This is a genomic window from Aeromonas salmonicida, assembly GCF_028355655.1.
GTDB classification, from domain to species: domain Bacteria; phylum Pseudomonadota; class Gammaproteobacteria; order Enterobacterales; family Aeromonadaceae; genus Aeromonas; species Aeromonas salmonicida.
On sequence record NZ_CP110645.1, the window covers coordinates 2,201,209 to 2,221,355 of the forward strand.

Consider the following 20,147-nt stretch of genomic DNA (forward strand, 5'->3'; position numbering starts at 1 on the left):
CTTTTCATGTACTGCTCTCTTGCGTCTTCAGCGTGCTTTCATCGGCCAGGCCGGCATCGGTAAAACGTACCAGCACGGCGCCCTGACTCACCTGTTCCCCTGCTTTGCATTGCAGGGTATCGATCACACCGTCTTGTTCGGCTTTCAAGACGTGCTCCATCTTCATCGCCTCCAGTACCAGCAGGGGTTGCCCTTTGCTGACGTGTTGCCCGGCCTCGACCAGCAGTGCCACTACGATGCCATGCATGGGGGCAATGGCGCCCTGCATGGTGGTGCTGCTGTGATCATGATGGGTCTGGTGCGCGTGATCATGGGGGCAAAAGCGAATACGTTGCCCATCCAGTTGCACCATGAAATCCCTCGCCCCAACAGGCTGTATGGGGTAGCGCTGCCAGCACCCTGCATGTTGCAGGCGGATATGATCAGCGCCCAGCGCATAGGGAATTTGCTCTCCCTGCCACTCAAGCTTGCCTGCACATTCGGTGAGGCTCAGTACCCGTGCCTCACCGCCGATCTGTACCGCCGCCGTCCAGTTTTTGCGTTGACCCAGACGAAAGCCGGATGCCTGTTGCCAGGGGGCGCTGCCTGCACTGCGGCTGGCGAGCCAGAGGGTGGCCAGCGGCCAGGCAAGCTCGGGCACTGCCAATGGTTCTGTGGGGATGGGCCACTGGGTGTGATGGCGCATGGCCAGCACGTCTGGCTCCTGACACAGGCGCAGCAACAAGGGGCCGTTGTGCACCAGAGGGCCGAGTTCCAGCGCACCCAGCGCATCGGCGAGCCTGCCAAAGGCTTCTGCTCGGCTCTGGCCGTGGGCAATCAGCTTGGCAATCATGGGATCGTAATAGGGGCTGACGTCATCTCCGGCAGTCACACCTGTGTCGATGCGCACTCCGTCCGGCCAGTGCAGCCACTCTATGGGGCCGCTGGCGGGCAGAAAACCGGCTGCCACATCCTCGGCATAAAGGCGCGCTTCTACCGCATGGCCGTGCAGGACCACCTCCTCCTGGGTCAGGGGCAGGGGCTTGCCTTCGGCGACCGCCAACTGCCAGGCCACCAGGTCCTGGCCGGTGACACTCTCGGTGACAGGGTGTTCCACCTGCAGGCGAGTGTTCATCTCCATAAAGAAGAATTCGTCCCCGCACAGCAAAAATTCGATGGTACCAGCCCCTCGATAATCGATGGCTTTGGCAGCGGCGACGGCGGCTTGCCCCATGGCTTGGCGCAGTGACGGGGGGATGTCTGGGGCGGGGGCCTCTTCAATCACCTTCTGGTGGCGTCGCTGCAAGGAGCAATCCCTGTCCCCCAGATAGATGGCGTTGCCGAGGCTGTCGGCAAACACCTGCACCTCCACATGACGGGCCTTGGGCAAGTAGCGCTCCAGCAAGACGCTGTCATCGCCAAAGGCGCCCAGCGCTTCGCGTTTCACTGCCGCCAGCGCCTCGTCAAATTCGTCGATCTGTTCGACCAGGCGCATCCCCTTGCCACCGCCCCCGCTGGCCGCCTTGATCAGCAGCGGCAAGCCGGTCAGCAATGCCTGCTCGCGCAGCAGCTCGAGGCGCTGATCCGTGCCGTGATAGCCGGGCAGCACGGGAACGCCGGCTGCCTGCATCAGCGACTTGGCACCGGACTTGTCCCCCATGGCGAGGATAGCCGCGCCACTGGGGCCGATAAAACGCACACCACGTTGCTCGCAGGCGGTGGCAAAGTCGCTGTTTTCCGACAAAAAGCCGTAACCGGGATGGATGGCATCGGCGCCTGCCTGCTGGGTGATGCGCAGTACCTTGGCCGCATCGAGATAGCTCTCCCGCACGGGGGCAGGTCCCAGATGCCAGGCTTCGTCGGCTTCCCGCACATGCATGGCATTTTGGTCGGCATCCGAGTAGAGGGCTATGGTGTGGATGCCGAGCCGACGGGCTGTCTTGATGATGCGCACGGCGATTTCGCCGCGGTTGGCAATCAACAGCCGTCTAATCGGCGTCTGGTTGGTCATGACGGCTCCTCACATTGCGCTGAAAAGGCAGAATTGGATGATGAGCGGCGATTGTCCTCGCCGCGGTTGGCGATCTGCAGTCGCTTGACGGTGTTGCTGTGAGTCATGCTTCATCCTTGAAACGGGGGCGCCAGCTGGGGGGGCGTTTATCAAAAAAGGCCTGCATCCCCTCCTGAGCCTCGAGCCCGACCCGCACCCGGGCTATGGTCTCGACGGTTTTCTCTTCATGGAGGCGGGCGGTATGGCTTTCGATGGCGGCCAGTAGTCGCTTGGTCTCTTTCATCGCCTCCGGGCCGTTGCGACACAGGCGCATGGCCAGCGCGCGCCCTTCGGCCAGCAACTGCTCCGGCTTGGTCAGCTGGTGCGCCACATTGAGCCGGCAGGCGGTGATGGCATCGAAGGGTTCGGCGCTCAGCATGTAACGGCGTGCCTGGCGCATGCCCATGGTGCGCACCACATAGGGGCTGATCACCGCAGGTACCAGCCCCAGGCTCACCTCGGAGAGGCAGAAGCGTGCATCTTCGCTGGCCAGCACCAGATCGCAGGCACAGACAAGGCCCAATGCACCGCCATAGGCGGCTCCCTGCACCAGCGCCAGGGTGGGGAAAGGGAGCTCATCCAGGGTTTGCATCAGCCTCGCCAGTACCCGGGCGTCTTCCCTGTTGTGTTCAAAGTCGGCGTGAGCGAGATTGCGCATCCAGTTGAGATCGGCGCCGGCACAAAAGTGTCTGCCCTCTGCGCGCAGCAGCAAGGCATGGGGGCGTTCGGCGAGCGATTGACCATGAAGATGGGCCAGTTCGTCGAGGCAATCGAGCAGCCCCAGCATGAGGTCAGCATCAAAAGCGTTGTGGCGAGCGGGACGTGACAGCACCAGTTCAGCCAGTGGTCCATGGCGCTCCAGGCGAAATCCCGCCGGAAGATCATTGAAAAGTGGATCGGACATGACGAACTCCTTACATCCGGAAGATGCCGTATTGCTCAGGTCCCGGCTCAGCACCCCGGCAGGCGGCCAGCGCCAGCGCCAGCACTGTGCGGCTTTGCGCCGGGTCTATGACGCCGTCATCCCATAACCGCGCGCTGGCGTAATAGGGGTGACCCTGTTGTTCATACTGGGCGATCACGGGCGCACGGATGGCGGCGGCTTCCTGCTCGCTCAATACCTTGCCCTCAACGGCCAGCTTGTCCCGGCGCACCTGTACCAGCACACCGGCAGCCTGCTCGCCGCCCATGACAGAGATGCGACTGTTGGGCCAGCTGAACAGAAAATCGGGCTCATAGGCGCGGCCACACATGCCGTAGTTGCCCGCGCCGAAGCTGCCGCCGACGATCAGGGTTATCTTGGGTACCCGGCTGCAGGCCACGGCGGTGACCAGTTTGGCCCCATGTTTGGCGATGCCTTCCCGCTCTGCGGTACTGCCCACCATAAAGCCGGTGATATTTTGCAGGAACAGCAGGGGAATGGAGCGCTTGTTGCAGAGCTGGATAAAGTGGGCGCCTTTCTGGGCGCTGTCGCTGTGCAACACGCCGTTGTTGGCAAGGATCCCCACCTGCATGCCACAGATGCGGGCAAACCCCGTCACCAGGGTAGTGCCGAACAGTGCCTTGAATTCGTCAAATACGGAGCCATCCACCAGACGGGCGATGAGCTCGCGGGCATCGTAAGGGCGCTTGAGGCTGGTGCCCACCAGACCGTAGAGCTCCTCAATGGGGTGCCGGGGTTCGTCATAGCCCGGGTCGCGCGAAGCGAAACTCGACGCCGGAATAGTATTTTCCCCCAGATTGCCAACCAGGGTGCGGGCTATGGCCAGGGCATGGGCATCGTCTCGCGCCATGTGATCTGCAACGCCTGAGTGAGCGCAGTGCACCTCTGCGCCGCCCAGGGCCTCGGCGCTGATCTCCTCGCCGGTGGCCGCTTTGACCAGTGGGGGCCCCGCCAGAAAGATGGTGGCCTGTTCCTTGACCATGATGGATTCATCCGCCATGGCGGGTACATAGGCGCCCCCGGCGGTACATAGCCCCATCACCACCGCCAGCTGGGGAATGTTTTGGGCGGACATGCGGGCCTGGTTGTAGAAGATGCGACCGAAGTGCTCCCGGTCGGGAAACACCTCGTCCTGCATGGGCAAGAAGGCGCCGCCGGAATCCACCAGATAGAGGCAGGGCAGGCGCAGGCGCTCGGCGATGGCCTGGGCCCGCAGGTGTTTTTTCACTGTCAGCGGGTAGTAGGTGCCCCCCTTGACGGTGGCATCGTTCACCACCAGCAGGCAGAGCCTGCCCGCAATCTGGCCGAGTCCCGTGATGATGCCGGCAGCGGGTACAGGCTCGTCATAGACCTGCCAGGCAGCCAGCGCTGAGAGTTCGAGAAAAGGCGAACCCGGGTCCAGCAGCTGGTTGATGCGCTCACGGGGCAGCAGCTTGCCACGGGCCTGATGGCGGGCGTTGTTGGCCGCACCCCCGCCCTGGGCTATCTCGGCGAGCCGGGCATTGAGATCGTCGACCAGCGTCTGCATCGCCGCTTTGTTGGCGGCAAATTCCGGGCTGGCCGTGTCGAGACGGGAGTGTATCTGACTCATGCGTTCTCTCCCATCAGCTCCCGACCGATGAGCCAGCGGCGGATCTCCGAGGTGCCGGCGCCTATCTCGTAGAGCTTGGCGTCCCGCAGCAGGCGACCGGTGGGATACTCGTTGATGTAGCCATTGCCCCCCAAGAGCTGGATGGCATCCAGCGCCATCTGGGTGGCATTCTCGGCGGCAAACAAAATGGCGGCGGCGCAATCCTTGCGACTGGTGCGGCCCTGATCGCAGGCGCTCGCCACCGAGTAGACCAGAGCCCGGCTGCTGGCCAGACGGGTATACATGTCCGCCAGCTTGCCCTGTACCAGCTGGAACTCACCTATGGCCTGACCGAACTGCTTGCGCTCGCGCACATAGGGCAGCACAACGTCCATGCAGGCCTGCATGATGCCAAGGGGGCCGGCGGCCAGCACCACCCGTTCGTAATCGAGACCGCTCATCAGTACCCGGGCCCCGCCGTGCAAGCTGCCGAGCAGGTTCTCCTGCGGGACGCGGCAGTTGTCAAATACCAGCTCGCAGGTGCTGGAGCCGCGCATGCCGAGCTTGTCGAGCTTCTGGGCCGTGGTGAAACCTTGTGTACCCGCCTCGACGATAAAGGCCGAAATCCCCTTGGGCCCGGCGCTGGTATCGGTTTTGGCATAGATGACAAAGGTGTCGGCATCCGGGCCATTGGTGATCCACATCTTGTTGCCGTTCAGCACGAAGTGATCGCCATCGTGCTTGGCGGTAAGCCGCATGCTGACAACATCGGAGCCTGCACCCGTCTCGCTCATGGCCAGTGCGCCCACGTGCTCGCCGCTGACGAGGGAGGGCAGATAGCGCGCCTTCTGATCGGGCGTGCCGTGGCGGTGGATCTGGTTGATGCAGAGGTTGGAGTGGGCGCCGTAGGAGAGGCCGACCGAGGCGCTGGCGCGGCTCACCTGTTCCATCACCAGCACGTGTGCCAGATAACCGAGGTTCACGCCGTCATACTCTTCCGACACTGTGATGCCGTGCAACCCGAGTTCGCCCATTTGGGGCCAGAGATCCCGCGGAAACACGTTGCTGTGATCGATCTCGCTGGCGCGCGGCGCTATCACTTTCTGGCAGAAGGCCTCGACCTGCTCGGTCAGGGCGCTGAGGGTCTCATCCATCACTGCGTGCATCCTTGCTCTCCTTTGAATGGTTGGTTCTCACCCATCTGACAGCCCCTATGGTCGTAAACAAGGTGTCAAACTGGTCAGTCCATTTGTGAGTTAAGTTTACGTTAGCGTAAACGTAAATTGATTGTTAGTCTAAGGTAAATTTGTCGGGTGGCGGCTGCAAGGCGGCTCGTCCCCCTCCATCAACCGACCTCAAGGAGTGAGCGGCATGACAAGCCAATATCCATTGCAGCCTGCCAGCAAGGAGAGCAGGGCATGAGCAACCATCAGACCCAGTACGGTGATGTGCCGCTTTATATCGGTGGCGAGGCCTGTGCTTCCACGAGCGAGGCGTGGATCGAGGTGACCAATCCGGCGGATCAGAGCCTGCTGGCACGCGTGCCCAAAGCGACCCCGGCCGAGGTGGAGCGCGCGGTGCGCAGCGCTCACGACGCCTATCTGCTGTGGCGGGATGTGCCCGCCCCCGAGCGGGCGCGGGTCATGTTCAACTACCAGCATCTGCTTAAAGCCCATCACGATGAGCTGGCCTCCCTGCTGGCCCAGGAGACCGGCAAGAATCTGGCGGACGCCAGGGGGGATGTGTGGCGCGGCATCGAGGTGGTGGAGCAGGCCTGTGGCATCGCCAGCCAGACCATGGGAGAGACAATAGGCAACGTGGCGCGCAGGGTCGATGGCCACTCCTGGGTGCAGCCGCTGGGGGTCTGTGCCGGCATCACACCGTTCAACTTCCCTGCCATGATACCCCTGTGGATGTTCCCGCTGGCGGTAGCTTGCGGAAACGGCTTCGTGCTCAAGCCTTCCGAGCAGGATCCGCTTACCCCCATGCGGCTGGCCGAGCTGTTCACCGAGGCGGGAGCCCCCAAAGGCATCCTCTCCGTTGTGCACGGCGGCGCCGAGCAGGTGGATGCGCTGCTGTGTCATCCCGATGTGAAGGCGGTCAGCTTCGTCGGCTCTGCCCGGGTCGGGGCTCACGTCTATCGCACCGCCACCGAACACCTCAAACGGGCCCAGTGTTTTGTCGGTGCCAAGAATCACATGGTGATCATGCCGGACGCCAACAAGGGGCAGGTGCTGAGCAACCTGGTGGGGGCTGGCGTTGGCGCGGCCGGTCAACGCTGCATGGCCATCAGTGTGGCTGTGTTTGTCGGCAGTGCCCGCGACTGGATCCCCGAGCTTGCCGCCGAGTTTGCCAAGGTAAGGCCCGGGGTCTGGCACGATCCGCAAGCAGCCTATGGTCCCCTCATCAGCCCGGAGGCGAAAGTCAGGGTAGAGGGCCTCATCGAAGCGGGGATCAAGGAGGGGGCTGAGTGTCTGCTCGATGGTCGCTTCTGCGATGTGGCGGGCTATCCGGTGGGCAACTGGGTGGGGCCGACCCTGTTTCGCGGCGTGACGCCCGAGATGCGAATTTATAAAGAGGAGATTTTCGGCCCTGTGCTTGCCTGCCTGGAAGTAGACAATCTGGACGAAGCGCTGACCCTCATCAACACCAACCCCTACGGCAATGGCACCGCCATCTTCACCGGCTGCGGCGCGGCGGCCCGCAAGTTTCGCCACGAGGTGGCCGTGGGTCAGGTGGGGATCAACGTGCCCATTCCGGTGCCGCTGCCATTTTTCTCCTTTACCGGCTGGCGTGGCTCTTTTTACGGGGATCTGCACGCCTACGGCAAGCAGGCGGTGCGCTTCTATACCGAGACCAAAACGGTGACTGAGCGCTGGTTCGACGAGGATATCCCCACAGGCCCCAATATGACCATCAGCCTGCGTTAAGGGGGGCGAAAAGACACAGGACTTGGCAATGCCGACCGGCGCGAACCTGACATCAGCCTGCGTTGAGCGCGGGCCACAGAGACAACAGACAAAGGATACAAGGAAGCGGACAAAATGGACTTTACCCTGACCGAGGATCAACAGGCTTATGTCGAGGCGGCCACCGCCTTTGCCAATGAGGCGTTCAAACCCCATGCCGCCCGCTGGGACAGAGATCACGAGTTTCCCATCCCCACCATCAAGCAGGCGGCGGCGCTCGGCTTTTGCGGCCTCTATACCCCGGAACAGTACGGCGGGCTCGGTCTGCCCCGGCTCGATGCCAGCCTGATTTTTGAGCGTCTCGCCATGGGCTGCACCTCCACCACGGCTTATCTGACCATCCACAACATGGTGAGCTGGATGCTGGGCAGCTGGCTGCCTGCCGCGGTTGCCGAGGAGTGGGTGCCCAGACTCGCCAGCGGCGAACTGCTGGGCTCCTATTGCCTGACCGAGCCCGGTGCTGGCTCAGATGCGGCGGCCCTCAAGACTCGTGCGGTGCGTGACGGCGAGGACTACCTCATCGACGGCAGCAAGGTGTTCATCTCGGGGGCGGGCAGCACGGATGTGCTGGTGGTGATGGCTCGCACCGGAGGCGACGGGGCCAAGGGGATCTCTGCCTTCATGGTGCCAGCCGGTAGTGAGGGGATTGTCTACGGCAAGGCGGAGGAGAAGATGGGCTGGAACAGTCAGCCGACCCGGGAGGTGGCCTTCAACGGGGTGCGCATTCCCGCCAGCTATCGGCTGGGGCAGGAGGGGGAAGGGTTCAAGTTCGCCATGCAGGCGCTGGATGGCGGGCGTATCAACATCGCCACCTGCTCTGTGGGTACCGCCCAGCAGGCGCTGGACGATGCTCTGCGCTATGTGCAGCAGCGCCAGCAGTTTGGCCACCCCATCAGCGAATTCCAGAGCGTGCAGTTTCGCCTCGCCGACATGGCCACCGAGCTGGCGGCAGCACGCCTGATGGTACGCCAGGCTGCCGACAAGCTGGACAGAGGCAGTCCGGACAAGAGCGCCTGGTGTGCCATGGCCAAGCGTTTTGCCACCGACGTAGGTTATCGCGTCTGTGACGAGGCTCTGCAACTCTTTGGCGGCTATGGTTATATCCGCGAGTACCCGCTTGAGCGCTACCTGCGCGATACCCGGGTACATCGCATTCTGGAAGGCACCAACGAGGTGATGAGGCTGATCATCGCCCGTCGCCTGCTGGCGGATCCCGGTCTGTCACTGGAGTAAGGGGGCGCCGCTTTTCCTGGAGAGCGCCAAGGCAGGTGATGCGGCTGATCAGCGCCCGTCGCCTGCTGGCAGACTCTGGTCTGTCGCTGGAGTAAGGGGACAGGCACCATTGCCTGGACGACGCCAGGGCGGGGGATGGGATTGTGCATCGTCTGCCGCTTGCTGGCGAAGCCCGGCCTGTCGCTGGCGTAACATACTATCTGCCTCCGAGACGTCATCAGGCTTTGTGAGCCAGCCGAAGGTTGGCTCCATTCAACCCTGTCATCATGGGGCAGTCTCATTCACAAGGACAATGCAATGACAAGGATCAGGCTCGAATATCACGGTCACGTGGCCTATATCACCCTCGACCATCCGCCCGCCAACACCTGGACCCTGGCCAGCTTGCAGGCCTTCTTGCAGATGATGGTGGAGCTCGACAGTCGCCCCGATGTGGTGGCCTTGGTGATCCGCGGGGCAGGGGACAAGTTCTTCTGCGCCGGCGCCGATCTCAAGATGTTTGCCGATGGCGATCTGGACCATGCTCGCGAGGTAGCCGAGGCTTTTGGTCATGCTTTCGAGGCGCTGGCACGTTTTCATGGCGTCAGCATAGCCGCCATCAATGGTTACGCCATGGGTGGCGGGCTGGAAGTGGCGCTGGCCTGCGACATCCGCATCGCCGAGCTGCAAGCCAAGCTTGGGTTGCCGGAAGCCTCCGTGGGCTTGCTGCCCTGCGCGGGTGGCACCCAGCGGCTCACAGAGCTGGTGGGGCCTGGCTGGGCCAAGCGTATGATTTTGTGTGGCGAGAAGGTCAGCGCCACCCTGGCCTACGAGATGGGGCTGGTGGAGGAGGTGGTCAAAGATGGTCACGCCTGGGACGCGGCGCACCAGATGGCCCAGCTGGTGGAGCGTCAGAGCCCGAGCGCCCTGCGCGCCTGCAAGACCCTTATCAATCAGGGGCGCAGCGGCCCTCGTGATGCCGCCTTGCCGCTGGAGCGAAGCCTGTTTCTCGAGCTGTTTGCAGACGCCAACCAGCGTGAAGGGGTGGCGGCCTTCCTGGAGAAGCGCCCGCCCCGCTGGCAGTATGAAAAATCCAATGGAGTGACGAATGAGTGAATCGGTTCGCATAGAGACCCATCCCACGGCGGACGGCCATCATATCGGTGTCCTGACTCTGGACAGTCCTGCGTCTCTCAATGCCCTGAGCCTGCCGATGATCCAGGCTCTGCAGCGCGAGCTCACGCGCTGGGAGCAGGATCCCGGCGTGGTCTGCGTGCTGTTGCAAGGGGCCGGCGAGAAGGCATTTTGCGCCGGTGGTGACATCCGCTCCTTCTATTACTGCAGACAGGAGGAGAGCGAGCTGGCGCTGTTTGGCTATGCGCAGGATTTCTTTGAGCAGGAGTATCGGCTCGATCACCATATCCACCGCTACGGCAAGCCCCTCATCTGTGTGGCGGATGGCATCTGCATGGGGGGTGGCATAGGCTTGTTCGCTGGCGCCGATTTTCGGGTGGTGACCGAGAAGAGCCTGTTCGCCATGCCGGAGGTGACGATCGGCCTCTATCCGGATGTGGGGGCCAGCTGGTTTTTGAGCCGGATGCCGGGGCGACTCGGGCTCTGGCTCGGTCTGACCGGCGCCCGTTTCAACGGCGCGGATGCCATTGGCCTGGGGCTGGCGGATCACGCCATCGCCAGCAGTGAGCGTGCGGCCTTGTTGCCTCGCCTGGCCGGGTTGGACTGGTGTGGCAGCCAGGCGCCACGGGAGCAGATCGATCAGCTGTTGAGGGGCTTGCAGGCAGAGGCAGACAAAAAGCTGCCAGCGCCTGTGCTCTTGCCCCACAGGGCCAAAATTGACGCCCTGCTGGTCGGGCGCACCCTGCAAGGGGTGCTGGACAGCGTGTTTGATGCCAGCTTCGATCCTGATCTGGGTGAAGGGAGCCTGGCGCAGGCCCGCGAAACATGTCGCGGCGGCAGTCCCATCAGCCGCGCCATTCTGTGGCGCCAGTACTGGCAGGCGCGCCGCCAGTCGCTGGCCGAGGTGTTTGCCGGTGAGCTGGCGCTGTCGGTCAATTGCGTGTTGAAAGGGGATTTTGTGGAAGGGGTGCGGGCACTGCTCATCGACAAGGACAAGTCCCCCCGTTGGCAGGCGTCGCAAGCCGGCACTGACTGGCTGGATGCTTTCTATCGCTGGCCCGAAGGGAAAAACCCCCTGGCGCCTTGAGCCTTCGACGGGAAGGCATCAGGGCGGATGAACGGACACAGGTTGCTGGAGAGCCAGCACGGCAAGGAGCAAACGAGATGACAAGGATTGGATTTATCGGGCTGGGCAATATGGGGGGCCCCATGGCCGCCAATCTGGCCAGGGCGGGGCACGGGGTCCGGGTATTTGACTTGATGCCGGAGAGTATCGCCAAGGCGATCGCCGCCGGTTGTATCGCCGCCGGGAATGCCCGCGAGGCGGTGGCCGATTGCGAGGTGGTCATCAGCATGCTGCCCGCCGGTGAGCATGTACGGGCACTTTGGCTCGCAGGCAATGGCGGACAGGATCTGCTGGCGGCCTTGCCAGCGGGAGCCCTGGCGATCGACTGCTCCACCATAGATGTGGCTTCGGCCCGCCAGGTGGGGGAGGCGGCGAAGGCGCGCGGCATTCGCTTTGTCGATGCCCCCGTTTCGGGTGGCGTGGCGGGGGCGAGCGCAGGGACCCTCACCTTCATCGTCGGCGGTGAACTGGCGGATTTCGAGGCGGCCAGCCCCATTCTGGCCCACATGGGGCAGAACCTGTTTCATGCCGGAGCGCTGGGGGCGGGCCAGATCGCCAAGATGTGCAACAACATGCTGCTCGCCATCCACATGGCGGGCACCGCCGAGGCGTTGGCGCTCGGGGTGAAGGAGGGGCTGGATCCGAGCGTGCTCTCCACCATCATGGGCAAGAGCTCGGGCAACAACTGGAGCCTGGAGCGCTACAACCCCTGGCCTGGTGTGATGGAAAACGTGCCCGCCGCCCGCAATTATCAGGGGGGCTTTATGACCCGCTTGATGGTCAAAGATTTGGGACTGGCCATGGCGCTGGCCGAGCATGCCCACAGCGCTGTCCCCATGGGGGCGCTTGCCCGCAACCTGTTCAACCTGCACGCAAGCCAGGGCCAGGAGAGCAAGGATTTCTCCAGCATCGTCGAGCTCTATCTGGATAAAATGCGGGATCAGTCCAAAGCCGGTTGATCTCGGGTGCTCTGCTCTCAACTCATTCACCCAATCATGTATGGCCAGACAAACTGGCAAGGAGTACCCATGGATATCAAGCAGAAGATCATCGCCGTCACGGGCGCGGGGCGGGGGCTCGGCCGCGCCATCGCCCTGAGCCTTGCCAGTCAGGGCGCCGTGCTGGCGTTGATCGATGTGAATCGTGCGGATTTGGAGGTGACCGAAGCCGAGGTGCGCAGTCGCGATGGTCAATGCACCCTGTTCGTCTGCAACGTGGCGAGCGAAGCCGAGGTTGAGGCGACCTTTAGTGCCATCAAAGAGCAACTTGGCGCCTTGCATGGCCTCATCAACTGCGCCGGTATCCTGCGGGACGGCATGCTGATCAAGGTGAAAGAGGGCGCGCTGGTGGAGAAGATGAGTCTGGCCCAGTGGCAGGCCGTCATCGACGTCAACCTGACCGGCACCTTCCTCTGTGGTCGCGAAGGGGCGGCCCTGATGGCCCAGGGGGGGCAGGGTGGTGTCATCGTCAACATCTCCTCCATTGCCCGTGCCGGCAACATGGGCCAGAGCAACTATGCCGCCAGCAAGGCGGGAGTGGCCTCTCTGGTGGTGACCTGGGGGCGGGAGCTGGCTCGTCACGGCATTCGGGTGATGGGCATAGCCCCCGGCGTGTTTGCCACCGACATGACGGCGGCGATGAAACCGGAGGCAATGGCCCGCATGCAGCAGGCCATCCCGGTTGGCGTCCTGGGGGAGGCGCACCAGCTGGCCGACACCGTGCATTTTATTCTCGCCAATGACTATCTGTCGGGCCGCATGATAGAGCTCGACGGTGGCCTGAGACTCTAGTTTTGTCGCCCACCACTAGATGCCCCTGGCCGCTGGTACAGGGGCATTTTTATTGTGCGTTTGACTCGCGGGCCGGCCCGGCGGCGCTGATGGTCATCTGCATGCCCATGCAGGTCTGATCCGGAAAAACGGGGGCCAGGTCATGGAAAAATGTGAAATATCAACGGGTCTTTCTTAATTTGAACCAGCTCACAGGCACTCGGGGTCAGTACTGTAAAATTGCGCGCGGTCAAGACGGGGCATGATTGACGGTACGAGGGATTGCGGTCGGAATAGTCATGCAATATAGTTGCCGCCTTTTTCACGGGGTACGGATTTTTCGCCCCTCCCATATTGCGCGCAGTATGAATACGGACGCTCTGCCGCCGCCTAATCAAACAGGATTGAGATGGACAAGAAACTAGGGCTTGGCGCCCTCATCTCGCTGGTGATCGGCTCCATGGTCGGCGCCGGGGTCTTCAGTCTGCCACAAAATATTGCCGCTCATGCCAGTGCCGGGGCCGTTGCCCTGGGTTGGGCCATCACGGGTCTGGGCATGATCTGCCTCGCGCTGGTTTACCAGAATCTTTCCATGCGCCGCCCGGATCTCGATGGCGGTATCTTCAGTTACGCCAAGGCCGGTTTCGGCGATTTCATCGGTTTCAACGCCGCCTGGGGTTACTGGCTCTGTCAGCTGCTGGCCAACGTCTCCTATGCCATCGTCGTGTTCAGCGCCCTGAGCTACTTCTTTGACACGCCGGACAACGTCATCTTCGGTGACGGCAACACGCCGGTGGCCATCATACTGGCCTCCATCTTGATCTGGTCGGTGCATGCGCTGGTGCTGCGCGGGATCCAGGTCGCCGCTCTGGTGAACATCATCACCACCATCGCCAAGATGGTGCCGCTCATCGTGTTCTGCGTCGCCATACTGCTCGCCTTCAACATGCAGACTTTCACCCTGGATATCTGGGGCCACGACAACGTGGAGCTGGGATCCGTGATGGATCAGGTCAAGTCCACCATGAAGGTGACGCTCTGGGTCTTCATTGGCATCGAAGGGGCTGTGGTGGTCTCTGCCCGTGCCCGTCACCGCAAGGACGTGGGCCGTGCCACCGTGCTGGCGCTGCTCGGCGCCCTGACGCTCTATGTCATGGTGACCCTGTTCTCCCTGGGGGTCATGAGTCAGCCGGAACTGGCTCAGCTCAAGAATCCCTCCACCGCCATGATCCTTGAAAAAGTGCTGGGTCCCTGGGGCGCCTGGCTCATCAACATAGGTCTGGTGATCTCCGTGATGGGGGCCTTGCTTAGCTGGACAGTGCTGGCAGCGGAAGTACCTTACATAGCCGGCAAGACAGGTGTCTTCCCCAGCTGGTTTGCCAAGGAGAACAAGAACGGCTCGCCGCAGGTGTCGCTCTGGTGTTCCACCTGTCTGGTGCAGATCTTCCTGATCATCATCTACTTCCAGAGCAGCACCTATCTGGCGCTGGTCAACATCGCCACCTCGGCGGCGCTGGTGCCCTACGTCTTCTCCGGTGCCTATGGCCTCAAGCTGGCAATGAAGGGAGAGACCTACGAGGGTCAACCCCATCAGCGCAAGCGTGACCTGCTGCTGGCACTGGTGGCCACTACTTATGGCTGCTGGCTGGTCTATGCCGCCGGTGTGGAGTACCTGCTGCTGGTGGCACTGCTCTACAGCCCGGGCATCTTCATCTACTGGAAGGCGCGTCAACACCACGGGCTGCGCGGCCTCAACCGACTGGAGCAGGGGATGACGGCGGCCCTGCTCGGGTGCGCCGTGCTGGCCTTCTACAAGGTGATGGACGGTACCATTCCCTTGAGTTAACCGGCACAATGAAGAGATGGCCCAAGGGCCATCTCTTTTTTTATGCGCGTGTTGGCCTTGGTGCCTTGGTGCCATGGCGCTGCCTCGGGAAGGAATGTTTATGCTGTTTATGGGTTATCTGTTGCTGGGCGCGTTTGCTGGCATGCTGGCGGGACTGTTCGGCATTGGCGGCGGTCTTATCATAGTGCCCGTGCTGGTGGTGAGCTTCAGGGCCATGGGATTTGAGCCCGACATCATCACCCATCTGGCACTTGGCACCTCGTTGCCCACCATGATCTTCACCGGTTTCAGCTCGCTGCGGGCTCACCAAGAGGCAGGTGCGGTCGACTGGGTGATGATACGGCGTCTCGGGGTCGGCATGCTGATTGGCGCCTGGCTCGGTGGCATGACCGCCAACCAGCTCAGTGCCAGCACCCTCAATGTCATCATCGGCTGTTTCGCCTGGGCCATGGCATTGCAGATGGGGCTCAACCTCAGGCCAAAGGCGGAGCGCCATCTGCCCGGCCCAGTGGGAACCGGCATAGCGGGCACCCTCATCGGCTGGATGTCGGCACTGTTCGGCATCGGCGGCGGCTCGCTGACAGTGCCTTATCTCTGCTGGAACAGCGTACCGATGCGCAACGCGGTTGCAGCCTCTGCGGCCTGCAGCATGCCCATAGCGCTGGCGGGCAGCCTCAGCTACCTCTACGCCGGCTGGGGCCATGCGGACTTGCCCGAGTGGAGTGTCGGTTTCATCTATCTGCCCGCCCTGCTCGGCATAGTGCTCACCAGCACCCAGTTTGCCCGGGTGGGCGCCAGGCTGGCACATCGACTTTCTCCCAAGCGGCTCAAGCAGGCCTTCGCCCTGCTGATGCTGCTGGTCGGGGCGAAATTTATGCTGTTTAGCTGACTCATTCGGCAGATTGTTGAAAAATAAGGCAAACGGTACGCCCGCAGACAGAAAGCCATTGCAATGAAATGGGACTTTGCTATTCTCCTCGCCGGTGGTCCCATTGGTCCTCTCGCATTGATAACTCGTCAACCTGGTCAGGACCGGAAGGTAGCAGCCAAGGCGGGGGACTCGAGTGCCGGGATGTGGCTGGTGGGGCCACCACCTGTTTCTGCAATTCAATAAGTCACACCTAATAGCCCCCTGCATACCTCTTGGTAATCCACTTTGTGTGGATGAATCAGGAGTCTTCAAAGTGAATCTCTGGCTCAACCCCCACGGCATCTGGTATTACCGCAAAGTCACCACGCTCCCCTGTGGTCGTCGTAAAGAGATCAAAAAATCCCTGCATACCCGAGACAAGCTTTGTGCACGCCACAAGGTGACCCAGCTGCTTGCCTGTGTGCGTTCCAGACCCAAGCCCAATCAGTTACCTGCAGACGTCAATGTAGAGCCCCATGAGCAATCAGTAGCCCAGCCGACGACTCAGGCGGCCAAACCGCTTGCCCCGCTCCTCTCGGCCCTGAGCGACCGTTATCTGAAAGAGAAGGCCCTCTCCTAGGCTCCCAAAGAGCGAAAGAACCAGAAAAACTATCTCGGTTCCTTCATCGAGGCACTCGGCGACAAGCCAGCGGCAGGCTACGGCAAGGCTGATGTGGTCAAGTTCAAGGAGGGGTTGCTGAACTCTGGTAAGAGCCCGGCCACCATCAACAAATATCTGCAGAAGCTATCCCTGTTATTTAGCTGGCTGGCTAACCATCAGGAGGGGATCGTCAACCACTTCGCTGGGCTCAAGTTGCAACGGGTCAAAGAGACCAAGGCCAGAAGTGGTTACACGATGGAGGAGAGGCAGAGGTTCATCCAATGGGCGAAAAGGTAGGAGCCCTATCGCCGCTGGATAGCCCTGTTGGGATTCTACACGGGGGCTCGAGCCAACGAGACCTGCCAGCTCTATGCCGATGATGTGGTGCTGGTGGATAACATCTGGTGTATCAGCGTGCAGTCTGGCAGACCCGATCAGAAGCTCAAGACAGACAACAGCAAGCGGCTCATTCCGATCCATTTGGCGGTGCTGGAGGCGGGCTTCCTGGCGTTTGTGCAAGAGAGGGTGGGGGGAAGGCTCTTCGTAGAACTGCCCTATCGCCAAGACGGCTACAGCCACCTTTGGGAACAGTGGTTCAGCCGCAACCGGCCGGTGCCTAAAGATTTCCACAGTTTGAGACATACGGTAGCGAGCACTCTGAAGGATAAAGGTATTCCTCTACAATTTGCTGCCGCGATCTTGGGTCATACCAACGGAGCGATCAGTTATGACCGATATGGTGGTGGGGTAGCAGTTGAGAAGTTACAAGCCGCTATCGAAGCTGCACTATGAACGAGTTACATTGGTGAACTAGTAGGTACTTCAACTCAAATAGCCACTATTAACTGGATGCTAATGAGCACAAGAAGGAGCTCCATTGGAACACCATAGGCCGGACACGGCACAATCTGGTTTGAATGACCTGAAAGAGCAAATTGCGTTGGAGTACGGGCGATGTCTCCTCCAGTTGCAGCAGTTTGAATTGATGCTCAAAGCAGCCCTACCCACTCTGAAGGTGAGCGGATTCTCCGATGAGTTGGCTAGTAACGTAGAGCGAGACCGCCAGCTTCTAGGCGGAAAGACGCTGGGCCAATTGGTTGGTCAGTGGAACCAGAGAACGACGTTGGGGGAGGAGCAAGAAATTGATGAAGATGCTCTGAACGGTCGAGAGTACATCTGCATCAGCGTTGGTCTGGAAGACGGGGAATGGATGAGCGAAAAGCTCAAACAGCTGGTCGAGTTGCGAAATGAGCTGGTGCATCATTTCCTGTCACGCTTTGGGTTGAACTCTGAGGCCAGTTGCCAGGAGGCAATCGACTTTCTGGCGACGGTAGCCAACATCATCAAGGACAACAGAGAGGCGTTACATTCCTTCCTGACTACTGCCGAAAAAGCCAAGAACGAACTGTACGAGTTTATGAACTCCGCTGAGGGAAAACATTTTGCTCTCTCCGGAGTCCTGCTCGGTCAGCCTGTCGAGAATTGGGAAAACACCACCATAGTCCAACAGCTAAAATGTGAAGAACGTTTAATAGGCAAGGACGGCTGGGTACCGTTACATGACGCCATCCGCAGTATCGGCCAAAGACGTCCTGGGTTATCTCCCAAGCTGTACGGATGTAGTAGTTGGCGGGAGGTCATTCATTGCTCCCAGCTCTTCGAAGTAGACAAGCGGTTATCTCCTACAGGTGGAGTGACTTGGTATCGCACACGCCGAACTTAAATGATTTTGCTAATTTCTGCCGCTTGTGCACTCAGAACAAGAGCGAGGTTGCCACACTGCCTGCAACTGTCTTAATCAGATCAAAGGTCATGTCGAGCCCCTTGGTTGCAAAAGTTTCTTTGGTCTTGTTCCAAACAGTATCGCTACAGATTCCATCTAGAAATTCGTGACCAGCCCATGTAAGTCGAGTTGCCGTGAAATTTATGGGACCACCGCCAAGAACTCGGCTCATTTTTCCTTCAACTAGCCCTGCTTCAATTAGCAACTCCATGTGGTAAGAAATTGCATAAGCGGCACTTACATCAGCAAGCTCGAAATCCCCAAGCGACAAGTAATGGTCTGTACTGGGTAAGCCTTCTAATTTTGTCAGTACATCTCTTACGGTATCCCAATCGCGTTTCATCTTACCCCACTTCCCCAAAAAATTTCAAAATAACCAAGATGTTACCCAATGAATCGCCGCTGGTAAATTCATCATTATTGGGATTGTTATTGATCTGGTGTACTGTTTTTCCAAACAGTAAAGGAGGTAAGTCATGCAGTTAGACGAGTTTGTCAAAGTCACAATTATGCAGATTGTCAAAGGGGTGAAGGATGCGCAGGAAGAAGCAGCGGAATACGGTGCAGTCGTTAACCCACGCGAATTAGAAGGTAAAGGCATGCGTAAAGAAACAAACATCGCGTTTGATGTAGCCTTGACTGTGACCGGAACGAATGCTGAGGAAGTTGGGGGAAAACTGACTGTAGCCTCTATCTTGAATTTGGGAGGAAAAGTGACTGTAGTGGTCAACTAAATCCGGACACTTGGTTAGGCCGAGTCTCGGCTTTTGCTGGCGGCATCCCGTCATTGTGTTGATGTGGACGCCGCCAGTTGTAGTAATCCATCAGGTAATAACTGATATCCCGCGTTGCTTCCCGCAGGCTCATGTATCCCGTTGCCGGGAGCCACTCTGACTTCAGGCTTCTGAACAACCGCTCCATCGGGGCGTTATCCCAACAGTTGCCACGCCGACTCATGCTCTGGGTCATGCGATAGCGCCACAGTCGTTGCCGAAATGCCCTACTGCCATATTGGCTGCCTTGGTCGGAGTGAAACAACACACCAGAGGGGCAACTCCGCTGCTGATAGGCCATCTCCAGTGCTTTGATTGCCAGCTCTGCATCAGGCTTGTCAGACATTGCCCAGCCCACGACTCGGCGAGTATGGAGGTCAAGAACCACAGCTAGGTAATGCCAACGAGTACCTGCCCAGACGTAGGTGATATCGCCACACCACACTTGATTGGGTTGCGGAACATCAAATTCGCGGGCCAGCAGATTCGGAATATCCGGTCGTTCAGACCGTGCAACCTTATAACGATGTGTGCCCGGCTGTTTGGATGCCAACCCGGCTTCCTTCATCAGGTTACGGACTTTGAATCGGCCAATCTGATACCCCAACTCTCGCATCATCGACATCAAGGCACGGCTGCCTGCCGAGTCCCGGCTCGCTGTGAACAAGCGGCGCAACTCACTGCGCTGTTGCATGCGCTCACGGTTAATCACTCTCCTGCGAGCCAGATAATCGTAAAAACAGGATGTGGGAATATCGAAAGCGCAGCAGACCAAGGTGATGGGGGCTTGCTCCCTTAATCGGTCTATCAGCGCGTACGTGTGAACTCGTCCGCCATCAAGAGAGCAGTAGCCTTTTTTAGTATGTCCTTTTCACGTTCGAGCCGGTTGATACGGGCTTCCAGCTCCTGAATTTTCTGCTGCTCCGGAGTCAGTGCTTTGCTGATTGGGGTTGTGCCACTGCGTTCGGATTGCAGTTGCTGAACCCAGCGACGAAGCACGGTTTCACCGACATCCAGTGAACGGCTTGCTTCGGGAACAGAATACCCCTGGTCGAGCACCAGGGATGCGGCTTCGAGTTTGAATTCGGCAGTAAATGAGCGACGTAATCTTGTCATTGAACACCTCAGGTCATGGTGGCGACTGTACCACCTAAAATGGTGTCCGGGATGATTAGACCACTACAAGGGTCAGATACACGGCAAGAAACAAGCCGTGTTCAGTTTGATGTTGCCGTCGCATTACCAAGTGAAGATCGTAAAAAAACAGGTGTGAGTAACGCTGCCATTAATAGATCCAAAGGCTACAGCTTGTAGTGACAGTTATGCCCTCGGTAAATTGTACAGATCTAGTTATCACCTGACACCTTCCACAAACCCAGCCTGTTGCCCCAGCGTTCAGATCATATGCTCCTGGCTTGTCGGTCCTGTGTGGTCGTTATCTCAAGATGGTGAAAGAGAGGGCTGTCGTCGAGTTAGCCTGAC

The 20,147-nt window shown here is 60.0% G+C and carries 18 protein-coding genes and 1 other RNA gene; 13 read left to right on the forward strand and 6 right to left on the reverse strand.

The features are described from left to right. Positions 1 to 4: 4 nt before the first annotated feature. From ONZ54_RS10510 to ONZ54_RS10525, 4 genes are all read right to left on the reverse strand, one after another. Positions 5 to 1,990 (reverse strand): acetyl/propionyl/methylcrotonyl-CoA carboxylase subunit alpha, encoded by a 1,986-nt coding sequence (locus ONZ54_RS10510; protein ID WP_271788102.1) that lies wholly within the window; start codon positions 1,988 to 1,990, stop codon positions 5 to 7. A gap of 103 nt (positions 1,991 to 2,093) precedes the next feature. Further along, the gene (locus tag ONZ54_RS10515; RefSeq protein ID WP_271788103.1) at positions 2,094 to 2,933 is read right to left on the reverse strand and encodes an enoyl-CoA hydratase-related protein; all 840 of its coding nucleotides are present in this window, start codon (positions 2,931 to 2,933) and stop codon (positions 2,094 to 2,096) included. A 10-nt stretch (positions 2,934 to 2,943) separates the two neighbouring features. Continuing rightward, positions 2,944 to 4,563, reverse strand: a complete 1,620-nt coding sequence (locus ONZ54_RS10520) for a carboxyl transferase domain-containing protein (RefSeq protein WP_271788104.1) — start codon at positions 4,561 to 4,563, stop codon at positions 2,944 to 2,946. Next, on the reverse strand, positions 4,560 to 5,708 hold the full coding sequence (locus ONZ54_RS10525) for an isovaleryl-CoA dehydrogenase (protein ID WP_059168002.1): 1,149 nt from the start codon (positions 5,706 to 5,708) through the stop codon (positions 4,560 to 4,562). The genes ONZ54_RS10520 and ONZ54_RS10525 overlap by 4 nt, the downstream gene beginning before the upstream one ends. Positions 5,709 to 5,960: 252 nt before the next feature. Between ONZ54_RS10525 and ONZ54_RS10530 the strand changes: the two genes are divergently transcribed. The 12 genes from ONZ54_RS10530 to ONZ54_RS10590 all read left to right on the forward strand — a co-directional run bounded on the left by ONZ54_RS10530 (position 5,961) and on the right by ONZ54_RS10590 (position 17,832). Continuing rightward, positions 5,961 to 7,472, forward strand: a complete 1,512-nt coding sequence (locus ONZ54_RS10530) for a CoA-acylating methylmalonate-semialdehyde dehydrogenase (RefSeq protein WP_271788105.1) — start codon at positions 5,961 to 5,963, stop codon at positions 7,470 to 7,472. 114 nt (positions 7,473 to 7,586) lie between these two features. Beyond that, positions 7,587 to 8,744 carry an acyl-CoA dehydrogenase family protein gene (locus ONZ54_RS10535; protein ID WP_271788106.1) on the forward strand — a complete coding sequence of 386 codons (1,158 nt, stop codon included), beginning with the start codon at positions 7,587 to 7,589 and terminating at the stop codon, positions 8,742 to 8,744. Between the two features lie 297 nt (positions 8,745 to 9,041). Next, on the forward strand, positions 9,042 to 9,839 hold the full coding sequence (locus ONZ54_RS10540) for an enoyl-CoA hydratase (RefSeq protein WP_271788107.1): 798 nt from the start codon (positions 9,042 to 9,044) through the stop codon (positions 9,837 to 9,839). Beyond that, positions 9,832 to 10,944: an enoyl-CoA hydratase/isomerase family protein gene (locus ONZ54_RS10545; protein ID WP_271788108.1), complete on the forward strand. Its 1,113-nt coding sequence runs from the start codon at positions 9,832 to 9,834 to the stop codon at positions 10,942 to 10,944. Before ONZ54_RS10540 ends, ONZ54_RS10545 begins: the two co-directional genes overlap by 8 nt. A gap of 77 nt (positions 10,945 to 11,021) precedes the next feature. Next, a complete protein-coding gene (mmsB, locus tag ONZ54_RS10550; RefSeq protein WP_271788109.1) occupies positions 11,022 to 11,942 on the forward strand; it encodes a 3-hydroxyisobutyrate dehydrogenase in 921 nt (306 codons plus the stop codon). A 69-nt stretch (positions 11,943 to 12,011) separates the two neighbouring features. After that, a complete protein-coding gene (locus tag ONZ54_RS10555; RefSeq protein WP_271788110.1) occupies positions 12,012 to 12,773 on the forward strand; it encodes an SDR family oxidoreductase in 762 nt (253 codons plus the stop codon). Positions 12,774 to 13,161: 388 nt separating this feature from the next. Beyond that, entirely contained in the window at positions 13,162 to 14,598 is a 1,437-nt protein-coding gene (gene arcD / locus ONZ54_RS10560; RefSeq protein WP_021140247.1) for an arginine-ornithine antiporter, read from the forward strand. 100 nt (positions 14,599 to 14,698) lie between these two features. Beyond that, entirely contained in the window at positions 14,699 to 15,487 is a 789-nt protein-coding gene (locus tag ONZ54_RS10565; RefSeq protein ID WP_271788111.1) for a sulfite exporter TauE/SafE family protein, read from the forward strand. Positions 15,488 to 15,588: 101 nt separating this feature from the next. Then, an RNA gene (gene ffs / locus ONZ54_RS10570) (signal recognition particle sRNA small type) lies at positions 15,589 to 15,685 on the forward strand. A gap of 97 nt (positions 15,686 to 15,782) precedes the next feature. Further along, a complete protein-coding gene (locus ONZ54_RS10575; RefSeq protein ID WP_271788112.1) occupies positions 15,783 to 16,088 on the forward strand; it encodes a hypothetical protein in 306 nt (101 codons plus the stop codon). A 342-nt stretch (positions 16,089 to 16,430) separates the two neighbouring features. Then, positions 16,431 to 16,901, forward strand: coding sequence for a site-specific integrase (locus tag ONZ54_RS10585; protein ID WP_271788270.1), 471 nt, complete (start codon positions 16,431 to 16,433; stop codon positions 16,899 to 16,901). Between the two features lie 85 nt (positions 16,902 to 16,986). Then, on the forward strand, positions 16,987 to 17,832 hold the full coding sequence (locus ONZ54_RS10590) for an OST-HTH/LOTUS domain-containing protein (protein WP_271788113.1): 846 nt from the start codon (positions 16,987 to 16,989) through the stop codon (positions 17,830 to 17,832). Positions 17,833 to 17,863: 31 nt separating this feature from the next. Here the strand turns inward: ONZ54_RS10590 and ONZ54_RS10595 are convergent, their stop codons facing one another. Continuing rightward, entirely contained in the window at positions 17,864 to 18,235 is a 372-nt protein-coding gene (locus ONZ54_RS10595; protein ID WP_271788114.1) for a DUF2513 domain-containing protein, read from the reverse strand. A 133-nt stretch (positions 18,236 to 18,368) separates the two neighbouring features. On the opposite strand from ONZ54_RS10595, the gene ONZ54_RS10600 reads away from it, so the two are divergent. Next, a complete protein-coding gene (locus ONZ54_RS10600; protein WP_271788115.1) occupies positions 18,369 to 18,626 on the forward strand; it encodes a hypothetical protein in 258 nt (85 codons plus the stop codon). On the opposite strand, the gene ONZ54_RS10605 is transcribed toward ONZ54_RS10600, so the two are convergent. Then, positions 18,619 to 19,781, reverse strand: a protein-coding gene (locus tag ONZ54_RS10605) for an IS3-like element ISAs33 family transposase (protein ID WP_271787513.1) whose coding sequence is annotated in 2 segments (ribosomal slippage) — positions 18,619 to 19,526 and positions 19,526 to 19,781 — 1,164 coding nt in all. Because the reading frame shifts where the segments join, the coding sequence is not laid out codon by codon here. The two genes, ONZ54_RS10600 and ONZ54_RS10605, sit on opposite strands and share 8 nt — an antisense overlap. Between the last annotated feature and the right edge of the window lie 366 nt (positions 19,782 to 20,147).

Bases quoted from the DNA above. Each gene is read 5' to 3' on its own strand.
- ONZ54_RS10600 (WP_271788115.1), top strand. From the start codon at position 18,369: ATGCAGTTAGACGAGTTTGTCAAAGTCACAATTATGCAGATTGTCAAA.
- ONZ54_RS10515 (WP_271788103.1), bottom strand. From the start codon at position 2,933: ATGTCCGATCCACTTTTCAATGATCTTCCGGCGGGATTTCGCCTGGAG.
- ONZ54_RS10535 (WP_271788106.1), top strand. From the start codon at position 7,587: ATGGACTTTACCCTGACCGAGGATCAACAGGCTTATGTCGAGGCGGCC.
- ONZ54_RS10510 (WP_271788102.1), bottom strand. From the start codon at position 1,990: ATGACCAACCAGACGCCGATTAGACGGCTGTTGATTGCCAACCGCGGC.
- ONZ54_RS10595 (WP_271788114.1), bottom strand. From the start codon at position 18,235: ATGAAACGCGATTGGGATACCGTAAGAGATGTACTGACAAAATTAGAA.
- ONZ54_RS10520 (WP_271788104.1), bottom strand. From the start codon at position 4,563: ATGAGTCAGATACACTCCCGTCTCGACACGGCCAGCCCGGAATTTGCC.
- arcD (WP_021140247.1), top strand. From the start codon at position 13,162: ATGGACAAGAAACTAGGGCTTGGCGCCCTCATCTCGCTGGTGATCGGC.
- ONZ54_RS10565 (WP_271788111.1), top strand. From the start codon at position 14,699: ATGCTGTTTATGGGTTATCTGTTGCTGGGCGCGTTTGCTGGCATGCTG.
- ONZ54_RS10540 (WP_271788107.1), top strand. From the start codon at position 9,042: ATGACAAGGATCAGGCTCGAATATCACGGTCACGTGGCCTATATCACC.
- ONZ54_RS10525 (WP_059168002.1), bottom strand. From the start codon at position 5,708: ATGCACGCAGTGATGGATGAGACCCTCAGCGCCCTGACCGAGCAGGTC.
- ONZ54_RS10545 (WP_271788108.1), top strand. From the start codon at position 9,832: ATGAGTGAATCGGTTCGCATAGAGACCCATCCCACGGCGGACGGCCAT.
- mmsB (WP_271788109.1), top strand. From the start codon at position 11,022: ATGACAAGGATTGGATTTATCGGGCTGGGCAATATGGGGGGCCCCATG.
- ONZ54_RS10530 (WP_271788105.1), top strand. From the start codon at position 5,961: ATGAGCAACCATCAGACCCAGTACGGTGATGTGCCGCTTTATATCGGT.
- ONZ54_RS10555 (WP_271788110.1), top strand. From the start codon at position 12,012: ATGGATATCAAGCAGAAGATCATCGCCGTCACGGGCGCGGGGCGGGGG.